Source organism: Photobacterium toruni (assembly GCF_024529955.1).
Classification (GTDB): domain Bacteria; phylum Pseudomonadota; class Gammaproteobacteria; order Enterobacterales; family Vibrionaceae; genus Photobacterium; species Photobacterium toruni.
This window is the reverse complement of sequence record NZ_AP024854.1, coordinates 633303-653149: the sequence shown is the minus strand read 5'-3', so window position 1 is coordinate 653149 and position 19847 is coordinate 633303. Positions and strand designations below refer to the sequence as shown.

The window sequence follows — 19847 nt, the reverse complement described above, 5'->3', positions numbered from 1 at the left end:
AAACGACTGTCATGAAATTCAAAATTCTTTTAGCAAGTGTGCTTGTTATCGCTGGTTGTCAGACGACAAAAGAGACAATCCAGGTCGATACTAACCAACCAAAAACTGTCGTTGAGCAACCAACTAATACTCCAGTTGAAACTGTAGTACCGCTAATTCCTGTTATCAAAAAAACACAACCAGTTGTGGCTCAACTAACGCCTCAACAACAGAAAAATGTCTGGAATCGCATTGCGATGCAGATCACCACTAAAATTCCTAACAACAAACGTGTTCAATATTATCGTAATTGGTATTTAAATAACCCGCGCAATCTTGAAATTATTGCCCAACGTGCTCAACCTTTTCTGTACTACATCACAGAACAAGTTGAAAAACGAGGTATGCCACTAGAACTGGCTCTTTTACCTATTGTAGAAAGTTCATTTGACCCTCATGCTTATTCAAGTATGGCAGCTGCTGGTTTATGGCAAATTATTCCCGATACTGGCCGCCGTTTTGGTCTAAAACAAAATAGCTGGTATGACGGTCGTCGTGACGTAGTAAAATCAACTACCGCGGCACTTAATTTGCTTGAATACTTAAATAAAAAGTTTGATGGTAATTGGCAGCAGGCACTTGCGGCTTATAACACTGGTGAAGGCCGTGTATTTAATGCAATAAGTAAAAATAAAGCCGCAGGTAAACCAACTGATTATTGGGATCTTGATTTACCCAATGAAACCAGTAGTTATGTTCCAAAACTGTATGCGGTTGCTGATATCATCATGCACCCTAAAAAATATGGTTTCCATATTGAGTCAATCAGTAATAAGCCAGTTATCGCTATTGTTAAACCTGGCGTACAAATGGATCTTACCATTGCTGCAAAATTTGCGGGTATCAGTACCAGTGAATTAAAAGATCTTAATCCAGCCTATCGCCGCGGTGTTACTGCACCTAATGGACTCAATCATCTCTTATTACCAATCAACAAAGTCAGCCGTTTTGAGCGTGAATTAGCACAAAATCGTAACATAAGCATGATTACTCATAATCATCGCGTAAAATCAGGTGAAAGCTTAGGATTAATTGCAAAACGCTACCACAGCAGCATTAAAGCTATTCAAAAAATAAATAAGCTTAAAACCACTAAGATTCATATTGGCCAATCACTGATCATTCCAGCATCGCCAATCTCATTAGTTAATCTTCAACACCATACAGCTGTCCATATGAAAGCACAATATTATGTAGTGCAACCAGGTGACACCTTATGGAATATTTCCCGCAGGCACAACACTAGTGTGGCAAAACTTAAGCAACTTAACAGCCTCAGTAAAAATGCCGTGTTACATAAAGGACAACGCTTAAAAGTATCAACCGTTAGCACATCAAAGAAAATCATCGCTAACCATAAAACTATCCATTACAAAGTGCGAAACGGCGATAGTTTAAGTGTCATCGCTCAACGTTATAATGTTTCTGTTGCTGAGATTAAAAAATGGAATAATCTGGCTAACAATAAATATATTAAACAAGGTCAACAACTAAAATTAGTCATTGATCATCGTAAGGTTAAAGCATGACACCATCTAAAAATCCAATCATTGCTATTATCGATCTATTTCGTTCACCTATAGAATGCTTTGCAGCCATCTATGAACGACCGAAATGGGCAATTTTACCCTATTTAATGGTCAGCTTAGGCTCCTTTATTCTATGGGGAAGTTACTTTAATCATGTTGATATGCCATGGCTACAACAAACTATACAGGCCCAACTAGGTAACGTTGGTGAAAATGTACAGCAGGCTTGGTTAACACGGGAAGTATTACTTGCAGGAGAGGTATTTAGTGATATCACAGGCCGAACGGTAGTAATTTTTGTACTTGCTCTATGGCTAAAGTTAGCGACTAAAGGTAGCAAGCATCAGCACAGCTATGGCAAATGGCTTGCGGCAGCGTGTTTTATTATGCTGCCATCATTTATTGGTGATATTGCTAGTTATATTAATATTGTTTTTAACACCAATAATATCCTACCTAATGCTGCTGACTTAAACAGTATTAATGGTCTTTTAAAATTGCCGTTAAATAATCGTTGGGCCGCTCTAGCGACTACCATGCCGTTATTAGCACCATGGTATATCGCTTTAACTTACGCAGCAGTGAGTGCTTGGACAGATCTTGATCGTGCAAAAGCCATTATTGTTGCGGTGCTTCCTTGGGTATTAACACTTATTGTATGGCCACTACTAATTATTACCGCTTAATGTATTACTGAGTGAGTTAATTTAAACGTCGCTAACAATGGATTATGATCAGAAGCATCGGTCTTCGGTGCTTCTGCTTTTACTAATTGCAAATCACGATAATAAAGGTGATCAAGTGGCTTGCCTAATATACGGACTCGCTGATCATTATGGTACTGCACTTCTTTTAGCCCTAAAGAATGAGCAAAAGCACGTACTACTTTAATTCGAGCTTTACGCCACGTATTAAAATCACCCGCTAATATAATTGGTCCTTGATGTTGTTCTAATACCGTTTTTAAACTATCTAATTGCTGCTTATACTCATTTAAACCAATAGCAAAATTAACCCCATGAAGATTAACCACTGCAAGTGTTTGACCATCAGATAATGTAAATTGTGATAATAACGCCGATTTAGGCAACCGTAGCCAGGGTTCCATTGCTAAATAAGCACATGTTTGGCGTGAGGATACACGCGATAAATTCATCACACCGGCAGGTGTATCAAGAAAACGAAATGCATTAGCCATCCTGACTTGCCAATGATTAGCATCTAAATAATTTTTTAGTTCAGTATTTAAACTCGCTTCTTGCAATAACACCAAATCACTTTGCTGAGTAAACCCTTCTAATGCTTGACGCCAATTAGTCCGTTGCTGCTTATAAATATTCCAGACAGCAACCGTAAGCACACCATTACTATCCAACGGTGGCGCAATTTCACTTTCAATACATCGATAGGTAAAATGTGGGGCGAAAACTTCATTAGTCACTTCAGGTTGCATTGTTACATCAAATGATGAGTTAAACGCCCCTAATCCCAATGCACCTGCCACGACACCTAAACCAGCAACTACTTTTGTTTTTGTTCTACGTGCCATAATAGCGCCTACATAGACAACTTATGTCCATTACATTAACGGACCAATGTCATCATAAAATAAAAAAATAAAACTAGATAAGAATAGCTATAGCATTAATAATGCTGACCATTATCGTAATACGCTGAGGGCGTTAGTGCGGTAAAAACAACGGCGACATCTTGATTATTATCGGCAACAACCTTCCTTATCGCTGCAGTAATCACTGTAGCAACACGATCTTGAACCTCTTGACCACGATCAAACCAAAAGACTTCAATAAACGGGTAACCATCAGACACTTCACCATCAAAAATAAATGATGCAGGAATATGTTCTAATGTGAAATCTTCACGAGGACATTCCATTAATGGTTGTAAGTTATCAACTAATGTTGCTGATAGCTGTTTTACGGTATCAAATGCAATTGCACGAAAACGAAGATGCGGCATAAAAACTCCTCAAAATTGACTATTTACTCTACTACATTACCACTTAATAATATTCGATCTCGAATTTTTATTATTTCCAATCACCACATTGAATTTAAATACGAATACTCAGACATCATGCCGCTAATATAGACACTTTCTTTCTATTGTTTTAATTATAAACCCTAAATTTTATAAGGACACTCGATAACTAAAAGAACTTATTGACAATAAACGCTAAAATTACTGCCAAGGCTTTCTTGAAGATGGCAGGGGTGGAAAGATTCGAACTCCCAACACGCGCTGATTTTTGGTATGGCGAATCCACTGATCTATTCGTTGTCGGTGATCTAAATTATACCGATGTAAAAAATCCTCACATTTCTGTCGAGGCTTCCTTGAAGATGGCAGGGGTGAAGAGATTCGAACTCCCAACACGCGATGATTTTTGGTATGGCGAATCCGCTGATATATTTGTTGTCGGAGATCTAATACCAATCTAACTAAAATTATGATCTAATTGAAGCCATCATTTTTAAATGAGATTCGCTATGGACAGCCTAAACAATACCGACTTTAAAAAGCTTGCTCGCCAACAAAAAACAATTCAAATGAAAATGAGATTACTTGCCTTGGAGCACTTCAAGGAAGGTAAATCTCGTACTCAAATTGCTAAATATCTCAAAGTTAGCCGAACAAGTGTTAATAAATGGGTGAGTATCTTTCTTGAAGAAGGCTTAGAAGGGCTTCAAGAAAAAACGCGTAGTGGTCGCCCTGCATTTCTCTCACCTAAACAACGTGAGCAGCTATCCAATTATATTAAACTTAAAGCTCAAGACTCTTCTGGCGGGCGATTAATAGGCGCGGATATTCATGCTTACATTCTCAAAGAATTTGATAAAAACTACCACCCAGATTCTATCTATTATCTACTTAAGCGCATGGGCTTTTCGTGGATAACATCACGGTCAAAACATCCAAAACAATCACAGCAAACTCAGGATAATTTTAAAAAAATTTAAAATTGAAACGATCCTTAAGATCCCAGGACATATAGCGCTCGATAAGGTCGATGTATGGTTTCAAGATGAAGCAAGATTTGGACAACAAAATACCACTACCCGTCTTTGGGCTGAACGAGGAACTCGACCAAGAGCGATAAAACAACAGCAGTTTGAATATGCTTATCTATTTGGTTCGGTGTGCCCAGCAAGAGGAGTTGGTGAGGCGTTAGTGGTACCTTGGGTAAATAAAAAAATAATGACTGAGCACCTTGCTCAGATATCACGAACCACAGAAAAAGGTCGTTATGCTATTGTAGTGATGGATGGTGCAGGCTGGCATACTGACGATATTGCTAATCCGTTTAATAATCTCAGCATCATCAAACTTCCACCATATTCTCCAGAACTTAACCCAATAGAACAAGTTTGGAGTTGGTTACGACAACACTATCTCGCTAATCAAAATTTTTCTGATTATAACGACATTCTCGATAAGGTCTGCCTTGCATGGAATCAGTTTAATGAATCGGCTTCACGCATCACTAGAATGTGTTCAAGAGATTGGATCAACCTGACCAGTTAATTTTCCAGATTGGTATAAATCATACAGATGTAAAAAATCCTCACATTTCTGTCGAGGCTTTCTTTGAAGATAGCAGAGGTGGAGAGATTCGAACTCCCAACACGCGCTGATTTTTGGTATGGCGAATCCGCTGATATATTTGTTGTCGGAGATCTAAATTATACAGATGTAAAAAAGCCCCGACATTTCTGTCGAGGCTTTCTTGAAGATGGCAGGGGTGGAGAGATTCGAACTCCCAACACGCGGATTTGGAATCCGCTGCTCTGCCAGTTGGAGCTACACCCCTGTAGTTATTTTAAAGACTTAACTCTGTCTTAAATAATGGCGGAGTGGACGGGACTCGAACCCGCGACCCCCGGCGTGACAGGCCGGTATTCTAACCAACTGAACTACCACTCCGCAGTGTCTATTCAGCATAAATGCAACTTGTTGTCTCTACCTTTATAAAAGATAAAAACGAAATTAAAGCCTGGCGATGTCCTACTCTCACATGGGGAGACCCCACACTACCATCGGCGCTATTACGTTTCACTACTGAGTTCGGCATGGGATCAGGTGGGTCCATAACGCTATGGTCGCCAAGCAAATTCTGGTTTATTTATTGCCTTGTGGCAATAAATAGCAATCTGGGAAAATCTAACTAGTTTGTTCTCAACACGTCATTCAAGCGTTTGTAGAGTCCGTATCTTCTCTTTTGAGAAGAAAAACCCCTTGGGTGTTGTATGGTTAAGCCTCACGGGCAATTAGTATCAGTTAGCTCAATGCCTCGCAGCACTTACACACCTGACCTATCAACGTTGTAGTCTTCAACAACCCTTTAGAGACCTTAAAGGTCTAGGGATGACTCATCTTGAGGCTCGCTTCCCGCTTAGATGCTTTCAGCGGTTATCGATTCCGAACTTAGCTACCGGGCAATGCATCTGGCGATACAACCCGAACACCAGCGGTTCGTCCACTCCGGTCCTCTCGTACTAGGAGCAGCCCCTCTCAATCATCCAACGCCCACGGCAGATAGGGACCGAACTGTCTCACGACGTTCTAAACCCAGCTCGCGTACCACTTTAAATGGCGAACAGCCATACCCTTGGGACCGACTTCAGCCCCAGGATGTGATGAGCCGACATCGAGGTGCCAAACACCGCCGTCGATATGAACTCTTGGGCGGTATCAGCCTGTTATCCCCGGAGTACCTTTTATCCGTTGAGCGATGGCCCTTCCATTCAGAACCACCGGATCACTATGACCTGCTTTCGCACCTGCTCGAATTGTCATTCTCGCAGTCAAGCGGGCTTATGCCATTGCACTAACCTCACGATGTCCGACCGTGATTAGCCCACCTTCGTGCTCCTCCGTTACTCTTTGGGAGGAGACCGCCCCAGTCAAACTACCCACCAGGCACTGTCCGTAACCCCGATAAGGGGTCGACGTTAGAACATCAAGCATACAAGGGTGGTATTTCAAGATTGACTCCACAACCACTGGCGCGGTTGCTTCAACGTCTCCCACCTATCCTACACATGTAGGGTCAATGTTCAGTGCCAAGCTATAGTAAAGGTTCACGGGGTCTTTCCGTCTAGCCGCGGGTACACAGCATCTTCACTGCGATTTCAATTTCACTGAGTCTCGGGTGGAGACAGCGTGGCCATCATTACGCCATTCGTGCAGGTCGGAACTTACCCGACAAGGAATTTCGCTACCTTAGGACCGTTATAGTTACGGCCGCCGTTTACCGGGGCTTCGATCAAGAGCTTCGACCGAAGTCTAACCCCATCAATTAACCTTCCGGCACCGGGCAGGCGTCACACCGTATACGTCATCTTTCGATTTTGCACAGTGCTGTGTTTTTAATAAACAGTTGCAGCCACCTGGTATCTGCGACTCCCGGCAGCTTAGAGAGCAAGTCTCATCACCGCTAGGAGCGTACCTTCTCCCGAAGTTACGGTACCATTTTGCCTAGTTCCTTCACCCGAGTTCTCTCAAGCGCCTTGGTATTCTCTACCTGATCACCTGTGTCGGTTTGGGGTACGATTTCTTATAATCTGAAGCTTAGAAGCTTTTCCCGGAAGCATGGCATCAATGACTTCACTACCGTAGTAGCTCGACATCGTATCTCAGCCTTAAGATGGTCCGGATTTGCCTAAACCATCAGCCTACATACTTGGACCTGGACAACCGTCGCCAGGCTCACCTAGCCTTCTCCGTCCCTCCATCGCAATTATAAGAAGTACGGGAATATTAACCCGTTTCCCATCGACTACGCCTTTCGGCCTCGCCTTAGGGGTCGACTTACCCTGCCCCGATTAACGTTGGACAGGAACCCTTGATCTTCCGGCGAGGGAGTTTTTCACTCCCTTTATCGTTACTCATGTCAGCATTCGCACTTCTGATACCTCCAGCACACTTTACAATGCACCTTCAACGGCTTACAGAACGCTCCCCTACCCAATGTGAACAAGTTCACATTGCCGCAGCTTCGGTGTATAGCTTAGCCCCGTTAAATCTTCCGCGCAGGCCGACTCGACCAGTGAGCTATTACGCTTTCTTTAAATGATGGCTGCTTCTAAGCCAACATCCTGGCTGTCTGAGCCTTCCCACATCGTTTCCCACTTAGCTATAACTTTGGGACCTTAGCTGGCGGTCTGGGTTGTTTCCCTCTTCACGACGGACGTTAGCACCCGCCGTGTGTCTCCCGGATATTACTTACTGGTATTCGGAGTTTGCAAAGGGTTGGTAAGTCGGGATGACCCCCTAGCCTTAACAGTGCTCTACCCCCAGTAGTATTCGTCCGAGGCGCTACCTAAATAGCTTTCGGGGAGAACCAGCTATCTCCGAGTTTGATTGGCCTTTCACCCCTAGCCACAAGTCATCCGCTAATTTTTCAACATTAGTCGGTTCGGTCCTCCAGTAAGTGTTACCTCACCTTCAACCTGCCCATGGCTAGATCACTCGGTTTCGGGTCTAATCCTAGCAACTAATTCGCCCAGTTAAGACTCGGTTTCCCTACGGCTCCCCTAAACGGTTAACCTTGCTACTAAAATTAAGTCGCTGACCCATTATACAAAAGGTACGCAGTCACCCAACAAGTGGGCTCCTACTGCTTGTACGTACACGGTTTCAGGTTCTATTTCACTCCCCTCACAGGGGTTCTTTTCGCCTTTCCCTCACGGTACTGGTTCACTATCGGTCAGTCAGGAGTATTTAGCCTTGGAGGATGGTCCCCCCATGTTCAAACAGGATATCACGTGTCCCGTCCTACTCGATTTCACTAATAAAGCGTTGTTGGTTACGGGGCTATCACCCTGTATCGCGGTACTTTCCAGAACCTTCACCTAACGCTGAACTAACTTAAGGGCTAATCCGGTTTCGCTCGCCGCTACTACCGGAATCTCGGTTGATTTCTCTTCCTCGGGGTACTTAGATGTTTCAGTTCCCCCGGTTCGCTTCATTAACCTATGTATTCAGTTAATGATACTAGCTTATGCTAGTGGGTTTCCCCATTCGGAAATCCCAGACTCAAGTGGCTTTTACTGCCTAATCTGGGCTTATCGCAAGTTAATACGTCCTTCATCGCCTCTGACTGCCAAGGCATCCACCGTGTACGCTTAGTCACTTAACCATACAACCCCAAGAGGTCTTGCATGTTCAAACAACCAAGGTTTGTGTTTAATAATCCGATCAAGAAAATATTAAACATTGGTTTTTCGCCGGACTCATTTATTTGTCTTCACTTTAAAAAGTGAAAGCAAACACAGACACTTGAATGTGTATGTTTTGAGAACTCGTTTTTATTCTTCTTTTACAAGAAGCAACAAAAACATTTTTTAAAATTAATCTTTCGATTAAATTTACTAGTCAACTTTCCAGATTGTTAAAGAGCATGCAATTATCTAACGATAACCACTTTGTAACCACACTCTTGCGAATGCATTTATAAAGTGGTGGAGCTATGCGGGATCGAACCGCAGACCTCTTCGCTGCCAGCGAAGCGCTCTCCCAGCTGAGCTATAGCCCCTTAAAGTTTTACTTCTTTAGGAGAAGTTCTCTAAAAAGAGAAAATGGTGGGCGATACCGGGCTCGAACCAGTGACCCCCTCCTTGTAAGGGAGGTGCTCTCCCAACTGAGCTAATCGCCCACGATAGTTGCTATTTGTTTTCACTTTAAAAAGTAAAACCAAACTAGCTTTCCTTCGTGGAAAGGAAATGGTGGGTCGTGCAGGATTCGAACCTGCGACCAATTGATTAAAAGTCAACTGCTCTACCAACTGAGCTAACGACCCAATTTTCACTTCAATGAGAAGTGGCGTCCCGTAGGGGAGTCGAACCCCTGTTACCGCCGTGAAAGGGCGGTGTCCTAGGCCTCTAGACGAACGGGACAATGTTCATAACGTAAGTTGTTGGGCAACTTACGTCGGCTCTTTTACATTTCGACCAAGCAATCTGTGTGGACACTGCATAAAACAGTATAAGTCTTTAGGTAAGGAGGTGATCCAGCCCCAGGTTCCCCTAGGGCTACCTTGTTACGACTTCACCCCAGTCATGAACCACACCGTGGTAAACGCCCTCCCGAAGGTTAAGCTATCTACTTCTGGTGCAGCCCACTCCCATGGTGTGACGGGCGGTGTGTACAAGGCCCGGGAACGTATTCACCGTGACATTCTGATTCACGATTACTAGCGATTCCGACTTCATGGAGTCGAGTTGCAGACTCCAATCCGGACTACGACGTACTTTGTGGGATTCGCTCACTATCGCTAGTTTGCAGCCCTCTGTATACGCCATTGTAGCACGTGTGTAGCCCTACTCGTAAGGGCCATGATGACTTGACGTCGTCCCCACCTTCCTCCGGTTTATCACCGGCAGTCTCCCTGGAGTTCCCACCATTACGTGCTGGCAAACAAGGATAAGGGTTGCGCTCGTTGCGGGACTTAACCCAACATTTCACAACACGAGCTGACGACAGCCATGCAGCACCTGTCTCAGAGTTCCCGAAGGCACTAAGCTATCTCTAGCGAATTCTCTGGATGTCAAGAGTAGGTAAGGTTCTTCGCGTTGCATCGAATTAAACCACATGCTCCACCGCTTGTGCGGGCCCCCGTCAATTCATTTGAGTTTTAATCTTGCGACCGTACTCCCCAGGCGGTCTACTTAACGCGTTAGCTCCGAAAGCCACGGCTCAAGGCCACAACCTTCAAGTAGACATCGTTTACGGCGTGGACTACCAGGGTATCTAATCCTGTTTGCTCCCCACGCTTTCGCATCTGAGCGTCAGTCTTTGTCCAGGGGGCCGCCTTCGCCACCGGTATTCCTTCAGATCTCTACGCATTTCACCGCTACACCTGAAATTCTACCCCCCTCTACAAGACTCTAGTCTGCCAGTTCAAAATGCTGTTCCGAGGTTGAGCCCCGGGCTTTCACATCTTGCTTAACAGACCGCCTGCATGCGCTTTACGCCCAGTAATTCCGATTAACGCTCGCACCCTCCGTATTACCGCGGCTGCTGGCACGGAGTTAGCCGGTGCTTCTTCTGTTGCTAACGTCAAACAGCTAAGCTATTAACTTAACTGCCTTCCTCACAACTGAAAGTACTTTACAACCCGAAGGCCTTCTTCATACACGCGGCATGGCTGCATCAGGGTTTCCCCCATTGTGCAATATTCCCCACTGCTGCCTCCCGTAGGAGTCTGGACCGTGTCTCAGTTCCAGTGTGGCTGATCATCCTCTCAGACCAGCTAGGGATCGTCGCCTTGGTGAGCCATTACCCCACCAACTAGCTAATCCCACCTGGGCTAATCCTGACGCGAGAGGCCCGAAGGTCCCCCTCTTTGCTCCCATCTCGTAAAAGATCGGAGATTATGCGGTATTAGCTATCGTTTCCAATAGTTATCCCCCACATCAGGGTATATTCCCAGGCATTACTCACCCGTCCGCCGCTCGTCAGCAAAAGAAGCAAGCTTCTTTTCTGTTACCGCTCGACTTGCATGTGTTAGGCCTGCCGCCAGCGTTCAATCTGAGCCATGATCAAACTCTTCAATTAAAGTTTTGTTGGTCTTTCGACCGGCTCAATGAATACTGACTTCAAAACTAACTCTTTATAAATAAAGAGTGTAATTTTAAAGCTATTACCATTCCAACAGAATGGTAATGAATTGACTGTGCCGCTTTCTTATTTTTACTTTTTATAAAAAAGTAAAACAAAAAAGCAATCGAACTACTTCTAGCTCTAGGTCACTCAGTTCATTGATAAATCTTTCGACTTAACTATTCAACGAGTGCCCACACAGATTGCATGGTCAAATTGTTAAAGAACAATACTGACTTTCGGTAACCGCTTGCGCCGTTGTCCGTGTCAGTGAGGTCGCATTATAGGGAGATTTTATGGGCTGACAATCGTTTTTTTACTCTAAAATAATCAACTGCTTTTTTTTTGTTCAAAACATTATATTTCATTCGTTTTTTAATCAAAAATAATGCTTACTTCATTTAATTCTCATATAAATTAAATATCGTTAACAATTAAAAATGATGATTGAAATAAAAATTAAAACGATAAGACGTTAGATAAAGAAGTAAAAGAAAAGATATAGTCGTTATGATTTACAATGGCAGGATTAATTGCGGAATGTGCTGCGCGGTTTTATTGATAGCTTTAAAATAAAAGCAGTAGCTTAACTACTGCTTTATCTCACAACAATTATGCTTGTTGTGCTAGCCATATTGGAACATTTTTGATGCCATCGAAAACGGCATCAGCTAAAGCTTCACCTTCTTCTGTAATAGCTTTACCTGTACGCACTAATACTTTTAAAGCGACGTCTGCAGCTATTGCAGCTTTCATATCATCAGCTTTATCACCAATCATTACTGATTTTGACATATCAATGTTTAAATCACTTTGAGCGGATATCAACATACCAGGATTAGGTTTGCGACAATCACAATCTTGTAAGTATTCACCTTTACCCTCAGTTGCATGATGTGGGCAATAGTAAATACCATCAAGCTCAATACCTTGATCCTCGAAATTCCAATCCATCCATTCAGTCAAAGAGAGAAACTCATCTTCACTAAATAGACCACGAGCAATACCTGATTGATTGGTGACTAAAACAAGTAAATAACCCATTTCTTTGAATTTTTTACATGCACCAAAAACACCATCAATGTATTCAAAATCATCAACAGTATGTACATAGCCACGATCAACGTTTATCACGCCATCACGATCAATAAAGACAGCAGGTTTGGCCACAAGAAAGCCCTCAACAAATTAGATATTAATTAAATATTGGTTAGATTATGGCACGAGTTGGCATTGAAAAGTATTAGTTATCACCTCTACCAGGCTGATTGTCATTGAACTTAACCTTGTTATAGACACAAAAATCGTTTGGACGTCTAGACGTAAAAATAGCTATTGACTTAAAAACTAATTACCAATAGCATCATGTTAACAGTTATAAACATAATTTAACCGCAGCAACTAACAATCAACAACTTGTATGCTATAACATCACTCTCATATAATCGTTTCATCTAAGAATCAGGAAGTTCAATGATAGAAATAAAACAAGTCAATAAAGTGTTCTATCAAGGTGATAACGCGATAAATGCGCTAAAAAATATCAACCTCACTATAGAGCAAGGAACGATTTTTGGTGTTATTGGCTCATCAGGGGCGGGAAAAAGTACACTAATCCGTTGTGTTAATTTATTAGAAAAACCAACTAATGGTAATGTCATTGTTGATGGTATCGATTTAACACAACTCTCATTAAATGAATTAACCTTAGCTCGCCGTAAGATTGGCATGATTTTTCAGCATTTTAATTTACTCGCATCACGTACCGTATTTGCCAATATAGCCTTACCATTAGAACTTGCAGGCGTTTCAGAACAAACGATAAATACCAAGGTTACACAGCTACTGTCACTGGTTGGTTTAGAAGATAAGCGTCATAGCTATCCATCAAACCTAAGTGGCGGCCAAAAACAGCGAGTTGCTATTGCTCGTGCTTTAGCCTCTGATCCTAAGGTGTTACTGTGTGATGAAGCCACCAGCGCACTAGACCCAGCAACAACCCAATCGATACTTACATTATTACGTAAAATTAATCAGCAGCTAAATTTAACCATTTTGTTAATTACTCATGAAATGGATGTGGTTAAACGTATTTGCCATCAAGTTGCAATCATCGGCGATGGTGAGTTAGTTGAACAAGGTTTAGTAGGTGATATTTTTGCACATCCTAAAACAGAATTAGCTAAAGCCTTTATTCGCTCAACGTTAGATTTATCGATTCCTGAAGATTATCAAGTAAGAATGACGCCAAACCCTATCAAAGGAAGTTATCCCTTAATTCGACTTGAATTTACTGGTGACTCTGTTGATGCACCTTTAATTAGTCAGGTTGCACGTGAGTTTAATCTTGATATCAGCATATTAAGTTCAAATATGGATTATGCTGGCGGCGTTAAATTTGGTCTGATGTTAGCTGAATTTTTCGGTACTCAAACAGCCATTGATAATGCTATTAGCTTTTTACGTGATCACAAATTAAATGTCGAGGTACTAGGCTATGTCGCTTAATTCAATAACAACATGGTGGCAGAGCAATCAACGCCTAACTGAATTACTTATCGAGGCACTAGGACAAACATTAACGATGGTGTTTGTCGCAGGTATCATTGGTTTTGCCATTGGCATTCCGCTAGGAGTTGCTCTTCACCTCACCAAGAAAAACGGTTTATGGCAAAATCCGCTATTAAATAAAATACTCGGGATTGTGGTGAATATTGGTCGTTCTATTCCTTTTATTATTTTGTTAGTTGCAATTATTCCTTTTACTCGGTTTGTGGTTGGCAGTTCCATTGGTACGGCCGCCGCAATAGTACCGCTTACGGTTGGGGCTATTCCTTTTATTGCACGTTTAGTTGAAGGGGCATTATTAGAAATTCCAACTGGATTAATAGAAGCAGCCCAAGCAATGGGCGCAACCCCAATGCAGATTATCACTAAGGTATTATTACCCGAAGCACTACCAGCAATAATTAATGCCATCATAATCACCTTAGTTACCTTAATCAGTTATTCAGCAATGGCAGGAACGGTCGGCGGTGGCGGTTTAGGTGATGTCGGTATTCGTTATGGTTATCAACGTTTTGATGGCACAGTAATGGCAATCACCGTCATCATGTTAGTTATTTTAGTACAACTTATTCAATCTATTGGTGATCACCTCGTTAAGCGGGTTGATCATCGTTAAAACACAAACTTATTACTTGTAGTTACATCATCAGGGAAAGCCCATTTAAGGAGAAATACTATGGCGTTCAATCTTAAACATCTTTTTACCATTGCTGGCGTTGCCGCAGCGGTCACTCTTGCTGGTTGTAGTGACCAAGAAGTCGTGGTTGATAACAATAAAGTAAAAATTGGCGTGATGGCGGGAGCTGAAGAACAAGTCGCAGAAGTTGCTGCTAAACAAGCTAAAGACAAATATGGGCTTGATGTCGAGTTAATTACTTTTACTGATTACGTATCACCTAATGCGGCATTAGCAGAAGGGTCAATTGATGCTAACGCTTTTCAGCACAAGCCTTATCTTGAACAACAAATTAAAGATCGTGGTTATAAATTTGCAATTGCAGGTAACACTTTTGTTTACCCTATAGCTGGCTATTCAAATAAGATTAAATCGGTTGATGAGCTAAAAGATGGTGATCAAATTTCGGTTCCAAATGATCCCACTAACCTTGGTCGTTCATTATTGTTATTGCAACAGCAAGGTTTAATTACTCTAAAAGCAGACGCAGGTTTAACAGCAACCGTACTCGACATTGTTACTAACCCAAAAAACCTTAACATTATTGAGCTAGAAGCGGCACAATTACCACGATCATTAGATGATGTTGCCTTGGCAATTATTAACACCACTTATGCAAGTAGCTTAAATCTAACCCCAGAAAAAGACGGTGTTTTTGTAGAAGATAAACGATCGCCTTATGTCAATATTATTGTTGCACGTGAAGACAACGTTAAAGCCGAAAATGTCCAAAAGTTCATTCAGGCCTACCAGTCAGATGATGTTTATAATTCCGCCCAAACTATCTTCAATGGTGGAGCAGTTAAAGGCTGGTAATCGCATAAATCAACATTTCAACATTTAAGAGCAGGCCTTAGCACCTGCTTTTTGTGTTATATTGAGACATTATCTTCAGCTTAATATTGGCTTAATTTGATGGCTTATAGCATTGAACCTATCGGAATTGTTCACTCCCCATATAAAGAAAAATTCGCTGTTCCTCGCCAGCCAGGATTAGTACCTAGCGCCCATTGTGAGGTTGTCTTACAAGGCCTAGCTAATTCATTAGAAGCGGTACGCAGCATTGAGCAATTTAGTCATATTTGGCTATTATTTCTATTTGATCAAAATTTAGAAGCTGGCTGGCGACCAACGGTACGTCCCCCACGTCTAGGTGGCAATGAACGTATTGGCGTTTTTGCCAGTCGCGCGACTTTTCGCCCTAATGGCATTGGTATGTCAGCAGTAAAATTAAAAGGAGTACGTCATCACAATGGCCAAGTCATTATAGATATTGGCGGAACAGATTTAGTTGACGGTACGCCGATTATTGACATTAAGCCTTATATTCCCTACTCAGACAGTTTACCTAATGCTTTAGGTGGCTTTGCCTCTGAACTACCACCAATACTTGATGTACAGTTTAGTGATTGTGCTCAACAACAATTAAGTGGTAAACAAGCCAATTATCATCGCGCTGTGATCACCGAAGTCTTAGCTCAAGATCCACGCCCAGCCTATAAAAAAGGCAAGGCTGATAATAAAATTTATGCGGTAAATTTATTTGATTTCAATATTCAGTTTACAGTTACAGAGTCTCTGGTTCACGTAATTAGTATCGATACCATTAATCAATAATAGATCTTATGTAGTTATCTTTGTCGAATAGCGCTGAGACTGGTAATATAGCGGGCTATCGTCATCAAACTGACGGGTGGAACATCAGTTCCTTCTCTTTCCTTTTATCAATAACGGATACCATCAATGCGTACCAGTAAATATCTTCTTTCTACCCTGAAGGAGACGCCAAACGACGCAGAAGTCATTAGTCACCAACTAATGCTACGTGCAGGCATGATCCGTAAGTTAGCTTCAGGTTTATACACTTGGCTACCTACAGGTCTGCGTGTGCTGCGTAAAGTCGAAAACATCGTTCGCCAAGAAATCGATAATGCAGGCGCAATCGAAACCTTGATGCCCGTTGTTCAGCCGTTTGAACTATGGGAAGAGACAGGCCGCTCTGAAAAAATGGGCCCTGAACTACTTCGCTTTACTGACCGTCATTTCCGTCCGTTTGTACTTAGCCCAACAGCTGAAGAAGTGATCACGAGTCTTGTACGTAACGAAGTAAGCTCTTACAAGCAATTACCGCTAAACTTATACCAAATTCAGACTAAATTCCGTGATGAACGCCGTCCTCGTTTTGGCGTAATGCGTGCACGTGAATTCTGCATGATGGATGCTTACAGCTTTGATATTGATAAAGATGGACTACAAAAGTCTTTCGATACAATGCATGCAGCTTACTGTAAAGCCTTTGACCGCATGGGTCTTGAATACCGTCCAGTATTAGCTGACTCAGGTGCAATCGGTGGTAATGGTTCTCAAGAGTTCCACGTATTGGCTGAAAGTGGCGAAGACTTAATCGCATTCTCTACTGAATCTGATTACGCAGCTAACATCGAAAAAGCAGAAGCAATTGCTCCTGCTGTTGAGCGTGCAGAACCAACGCAAGCAATGACAGTGATTGATACACCCAATGCAAAAACTATTGCAGAATTGGTTGAACAACACGGCATTGCTATCGAAAAAACAGTGAAGACATTATTCGTTAAAGCTTCTGATGAAATCGATGCACCTATCGTGGCATTGATCATCCGTGGTGACCACGAGCTTAACGAAATCAAAGCTGAAAACCTTGTAGAAGTTGCATCTCCATTAGAGATGGCGACTGAAGAAGAAATGCGTGAGCTTGTTGGTGCAGGTGCAGGATCTTTAGGTCCTGTTGGTCTTAAACTACCATTTATCGTTGACCGCTCTGTTGCTGTAATGAGTGACTTTGCTGCTGGTGCTAACATCGACGGTAAGCACAACATCGGTATCAACTGGGGCCGTGACGTTGAACTTGGCCGTGTTGATGATCTACGTAACGTTGTTGAAGGTGATCCAAGCCCATGTGGTCAAGGTACCTTGATGCTAAAACGTGGTATCGAAGTAGGTCATATCTTCCAATTAGGTACCACTTACTCTGATAAGATGAACTGTAGCGTACTTGATTCAAACGGTAAGAGTTCAATTCTAGAGATGGGTTGTTACGGTATTGGTGTATCACGCGTTGTGGCATCAGCTATCGAACAAAACAACGATAAATACGGCATCATCTGGCCTGACGCTCTAGCGCCATTCCAAGTCGCTATCGTACCGATGAACATGCACAAATCAGAGCGCGTTCAAGAAGCGGCAGAGAAGCTATATGCAGATCTTACTGCAATGGGTGTCGAAGTATTATTTGACGATCGTAAAGAGCGTCCAGGTGTAATGTTCTCTGATATGGAATTAATTGGTATTCCTCACACTATCGTGATTGGCGATCGTAGCCTTGAAAATGGTGAGATGGAATATAAGAACCGTCGTACTGGTACTAAAGAAGCCGTTATGGCTGCTGATATCATGGACTTTCTTAAGCAAAAAATGGCTTAATTAACAACCATATAAATTTTAAAAGGCTGCCAATCTCGGCAGCTTTTTTTATAACTAAATTATGATAAACATTTTTTATCTCGTTCATCGCTATGATAATATTCAATGCAATAACAGCTTAAGTATATCCACATAACATTCGTCATACTGATCTTATGTGAATATTTTTAGGCAAAGGAAAGACCATGCAAGTTTATCAATGTTGTGAGCTAATTCGAATGACTTACTCTCAAATTGGCAGTGGCGATCAAGGCTATATTCCCACCGCAATTAAGTGTGCGATTAAAACCTTAAATGATATTGCCGCTAATACTGAATTACCCTTAGAGGTACGTGAACGTGCAGCCTTTGCCGCTGCCAATTTATTGATCAGTGATCACGAGGACTAAACAATGGATTTATCAAAATTTGAAGCCATGGATACCGTGATGTTAATGAGTATCGTCAACATGAAAATTCGTGATGAATTTAATACCCTTGATAATTTAGTCAAATTCTTTGATATCGACCGCGAACAATTAATTGCAAAATTAGCGACAGGCGGCTTTGATTTCTTACCGGAAGTACAACAGTTTCGTTAAAACTGACTAACAAATATCAAACAAAAAACGGCACTCAGAGTGCCGTTTTTTTATGCTGGTGAAATAACCTCTATTGAGTGTAATAGCTCAATTAGCCTGTAAATATTGGCAATACATCAGCCATTGCCAATATATGAAAACATGCCGTTAATACGCCAAAGATTATTACCGCGTACACAGTAACATTGCCACCAGGCACAACAAACCCTTGTACTTCAGGCTGACGTTGGCGTAATTTTTTAGCCAATAGTGCTGGAATAATACAAGTCCAAATCGTCGCAGCAGCACCCGCTAAACCAATCGCGGCAACAAATCCAAACGGAGCAAATAATGAGAATACAAGTGGCGGAATAAATGTCACTGCCCATGTTTTAAAACGACCTTGTTTAGTATCGTCAAAGCCAAAGAAATCAGCCAGATAATCAAACACTCCTAAACCCACACCAATAAATGATGACACTACAGCGGCAATCGAGAAAATATTTAAAGCTTGCTTAACACTGTTAGAGCTTACAACACTCCCTAGTGCTGTCATCAGCGCATCAACACTACCACCAGCGGCAACAATAGGGCCAAATTGTGTACGGGGTAAGTTACCAAAAATGCACACCACCCAAATTACATAAAACGTTAATGCAATCATAGTGCCGCCTAAAATGGCATTTTTAGCACGGTTTTCGTCACGATAATAATCACGCATGGTGCTTACTGAGTGGTGATAACCAAAGGAAGTTAATGCTACTGGCAAAATGGCGAGCGCATAAGGAGAAAGACTGGCTTGAGAATCGATACTATCAAGTAACGTTGGTAACTGAATATTGGTTGCCAAACCTGAAATACCAATAATAAAACTGCTCGCCATGAAGATAATCAACAACACTGAGATGCGATCAACAGCTCGAGTGGAATGGAGCACAAAAACAGACGATGCAATCACAAATAACACTGACGCTAATTTGGCATTAATATTCAATAAACCACCAAAAATCATGCCTGATGAAGAAATATAAGCATAAAGCAAAATACCACCAACAAAATACAATGAGAGGTTATTGATCGCATTGACTTTGCCTTTCAACACATCTTTAGTAATGGTATTAAATGAAACTTTAAAATCATAATGTTTTAGAGCTTCAAGTAATAGCCAACCAGATAATGTCATCATCACCATCGTTACTGAGATCGCAAGCACTGTCCATAATGTCCATGCACCAGCACCTGCACTTGGTAACCCAAGCATACCTGCGCCTACACATACACTAGCAATAATGCATGCACCTCCAAGTGTCGATGGTTTACTCATATTCTGTCCTTTATTAACGACTTTAATGTATCAGCGAACTAGTACGATAATATGCTTCGAATATTTTA

14 protein-coding genes, 6 tRNA genes and 3 rRNA genes are annotated in these 19847 nt (G+C 42.0%); 10 read left to right on the top strand and 13 right to left on the bottom strand.

What is annotated here, in order from left to right; all coding sequences use genetic code 11:
* Positions 1–11: 11 nt before the first annotated feature.
* Positions 12–1568: a LysM peptidoglycan-binding domain-containing protein gene (locus tag OC457_RS03260; protein ID WP_080175916.1), complete on the top strand. Its 1557-nt coding sequence runs from the start codon at positions 12–14 to the stop codon at positions 1566–1568.
* On the top strand, positions 1565–2254 hold the full coding sequence (locus OC457_RS03255) for a Yip1 family protein (RefSeq protein WP_080175858.1): 690 nt from the start codon (positions 1565–1567) through the stop codon (positions 2252–2254). The genes OC457_RS03260 and OC457_RS03255 overlap by 4 nt, the downstream gene beginning before the upstream one ends.
* Here OC457_RS03255 and OC457_RS03250 read toward each other — a convergent pair.
* Together OC457_RS03250 and OC457_RS03245 are read right to left on the bottom strand one after the other, a co-directional pair.
* The gene (locus OC457_RS03250) at positions 2251–3117 is read right to left on the bottom strand and encodes an endonuclease/exonuclease/phosphatase family protein (RefSeq protein WP_080175857.1); all 867 of its coding nucleotides are present in this window, start codon (positions 3115–3117) and stop codon (positions 2251–2253) included. The two genes, OC457_RS03255 and OC457_RS03250, sit on opposite strands and share 4 nt — an antisense overlap.
* A 95-nt stretch (positions 3118–3212) precedes the next feature.
* Entirely contained in the window at positions 3213–3548 is a 336-nt protein-coding gene (locus tag OC457_RS03245; protein ID WP_080175856.1) for a DUF1904 domain-containing protein, read from the bottom strand.
* Positions 3549–4078: 530 nt separating this feature from the next.
* Here OC457_RS03245 and OC457_RS03240 point away from each other — a divergent pair.
* A protein-coding gene (locus tag OC457_RS03240; RefSeq protein WP_262054071.1) for an IS630 family transposase occupies positions 4079–5114 on the top strand; the annotation gives its coding sequence in 2 pieces (ribosomal slippage) (positions 4079–4537 and positions 4539–5114; 1035 coding nt in all).
* Positions 5115–5323: 209 nt separating this feature from the next.
* Here OC457_RS03240 and OC457_RS03235 read toward each other — a convergent pair.
* The 10 genes from OC457_RS03235 to gmhB form a co-directional block, all read right to left on the bottom strand.
* Positions 5324–5400: transfer RNA gene (locus tag OC457_RS03235), tRNA-Trp, on the bottom strand.
* A 36-nt stretch (positions 5401–5436) separates the two neighbouring features.
* A tRNA-Asp gene (locus tag OC457_RS03230) sits at positions 5437–5513 on the bottom strand.
* 68 nt (positions 5514–5581) lie between these two features.
* Positions 5582–5697: ribosomal RNA gene (gene rrf, locus OC457_RS03225) — 5S ribosomal RNA — on the bottom strand.
* A 139-nt stretch (positions 5698–5836) separates the two neighbouring features.
* Positions 5837–8730: ribosomal RNA gene (locus OC457_RS03220) — 23S ribosomal RNA — on the bottom strand.
* 320 nt (positions 8731–9050) lie between these two features.
* Positions 9051–9126 (bottom strand) — tRNA-Ala (locus tag OC457_RS03215).
* 44 nt (positions 9127–9170) lie between these two features.
* A tRNA-Val gene (locus OC457_RS03210) sits at positions 9171–9246 on the bottom strand.
* 68 nt (positions 9247–9314) lie between these two features.
* Positions 9315–9390 (bottom strand) — tRNA-Lys (locus OC457_RS03205).
* A 21-nt stretch (positions 9391–9411) separates the two neighbouring features.
* A tRNA-Glu gene (locus OC457_RS03200) sits at positions 9412–9487 on the bottom strand.
* Between the two features lie 101 nt (positions 9488–9588).
* Positions 9589–11147: ribosomal RNA gene (locus OC457_RS03195) — 16S ribosomal RNA — on the bottom strand.
* Together the 16S, 23S and 5S rRNA genes with 6 tRNA genes alongside form the textbook arrangement of a ribosomal RNA operon.
* 657 nt (positions 11148–11804) lie before the next feature.
* Complete coding sequence (gmhB, locus tag OC457_RS03190; protein WP_080175669.1) at positions 11805–12362, bottom strand: D-glycero-beta-D-manno-heptose 1,7-bisphosphate 7-phosphatase; 558 nt, start codon at positions 12360–12362, stop codon at positions 11805–11807.
* 303 nt (positions 12363–12665) lie between these two features.
* Between gmhB and metN the strand changes: the two genes are divergently transcribed.
* From metN to OC457_RS03155, 7 genes are all read left to right on the top strand, one after another.
* Positions 12666–13700, top strand: a complete 1035-nt coding sequence (metN, locus tag OC457_RS03185; RefSeq protein WP_080175670.1) for a methionine ABC transporter ATP-binding protein MetN — start codon at positions 12666–12668, stop codon at positions 13698–13700.
* Positions 13690–14376: a methionine ABC transporter permease gene (locus OC457_RS03180; protein ID WP_080175671.1), complete on the top strand. Its 687-nt coding sequence runs from the start codon at positions 13690–13692 to the stop codon at positions 14374–14376. Before metN ends, OC457_RS03180 begins: the two co-directional genes overlap by 11 nt.
* A 60-nt stretch (positions 14377–14436) precedes the next feature.
* Positions 14437–15252: a MetQ/NlpA family lipoprotein gene (locus tag OC457_RS03175; RefSeq protein WP_080175672.1), complete on the top strand. Its 816-nt coding sequence runs from the start codon at positions 14437–14439 to the stop codon at positions 15250–15252.
* A gap of 99 nt (positions 15253–15351) precedes the next feature.
* Entirely contained in the window at positions 15352–16053 is a 702-nt protein-coding gene (gene tsaA, locus OC457_RS03170) for a tRNA (N6-threonylcarbamoyladenosine(37)-N6)-methyltransferase TrmO (protein WP_080175673.1), read from the top strand.
* 126 nt (positions 16054–16179) lie between these two features.
* Entirely contained in the window at positions 16180–17895 is a 1716-nt protein-coding gene (locus OC457_RS03165; RefSeq protein WP_080175674.1) for a proline--tRNA ligase, read from the top strand.
* Positions 17896–18080: 185 nt separating this feature from the next.
* Positions 18081–18284 carry a YaeP family protein gene (locus tag OC457_RS03160; protein WP_080175675.1) on the top strand — a complete coding sequence of 68 codons (204 nt, stop codon included), beginning with the start codon at positions 18081–18083 and terminating at the stop codon, positions 18282–18284.
* A 3-nt stretch (positions 18285–18287) separates the two neighbouring features.
* On the top strand, positions 18288–18476 hold the full coding sequence (locus OC457_RS03155; protein WP_080175676.1) for a DUF4250 domain-containing protein: 189 nt from the start codon (positions 18288–18290) through the stop codon (positions 18474–18476).
* A 91-nt stretch (positions 18477–18567) separates the two neighbouring features.
* On the opposite strand, the gene OC457_RS03150 is transcribed toward OC457_RS03155, so the two are convergent.
* Positions 18568–19779 (bottom strand): aromatic amino acid transporter, encoded by a 1212-nt coding sequence (locus tag OC457_RS03150; protein WP_080175677.1) that lies wholly within the window; start codon positions 19777–19779, stop codon positions 18568–18570.
* Positions 19780–19847: the final 68 nt, after the last annotated feature.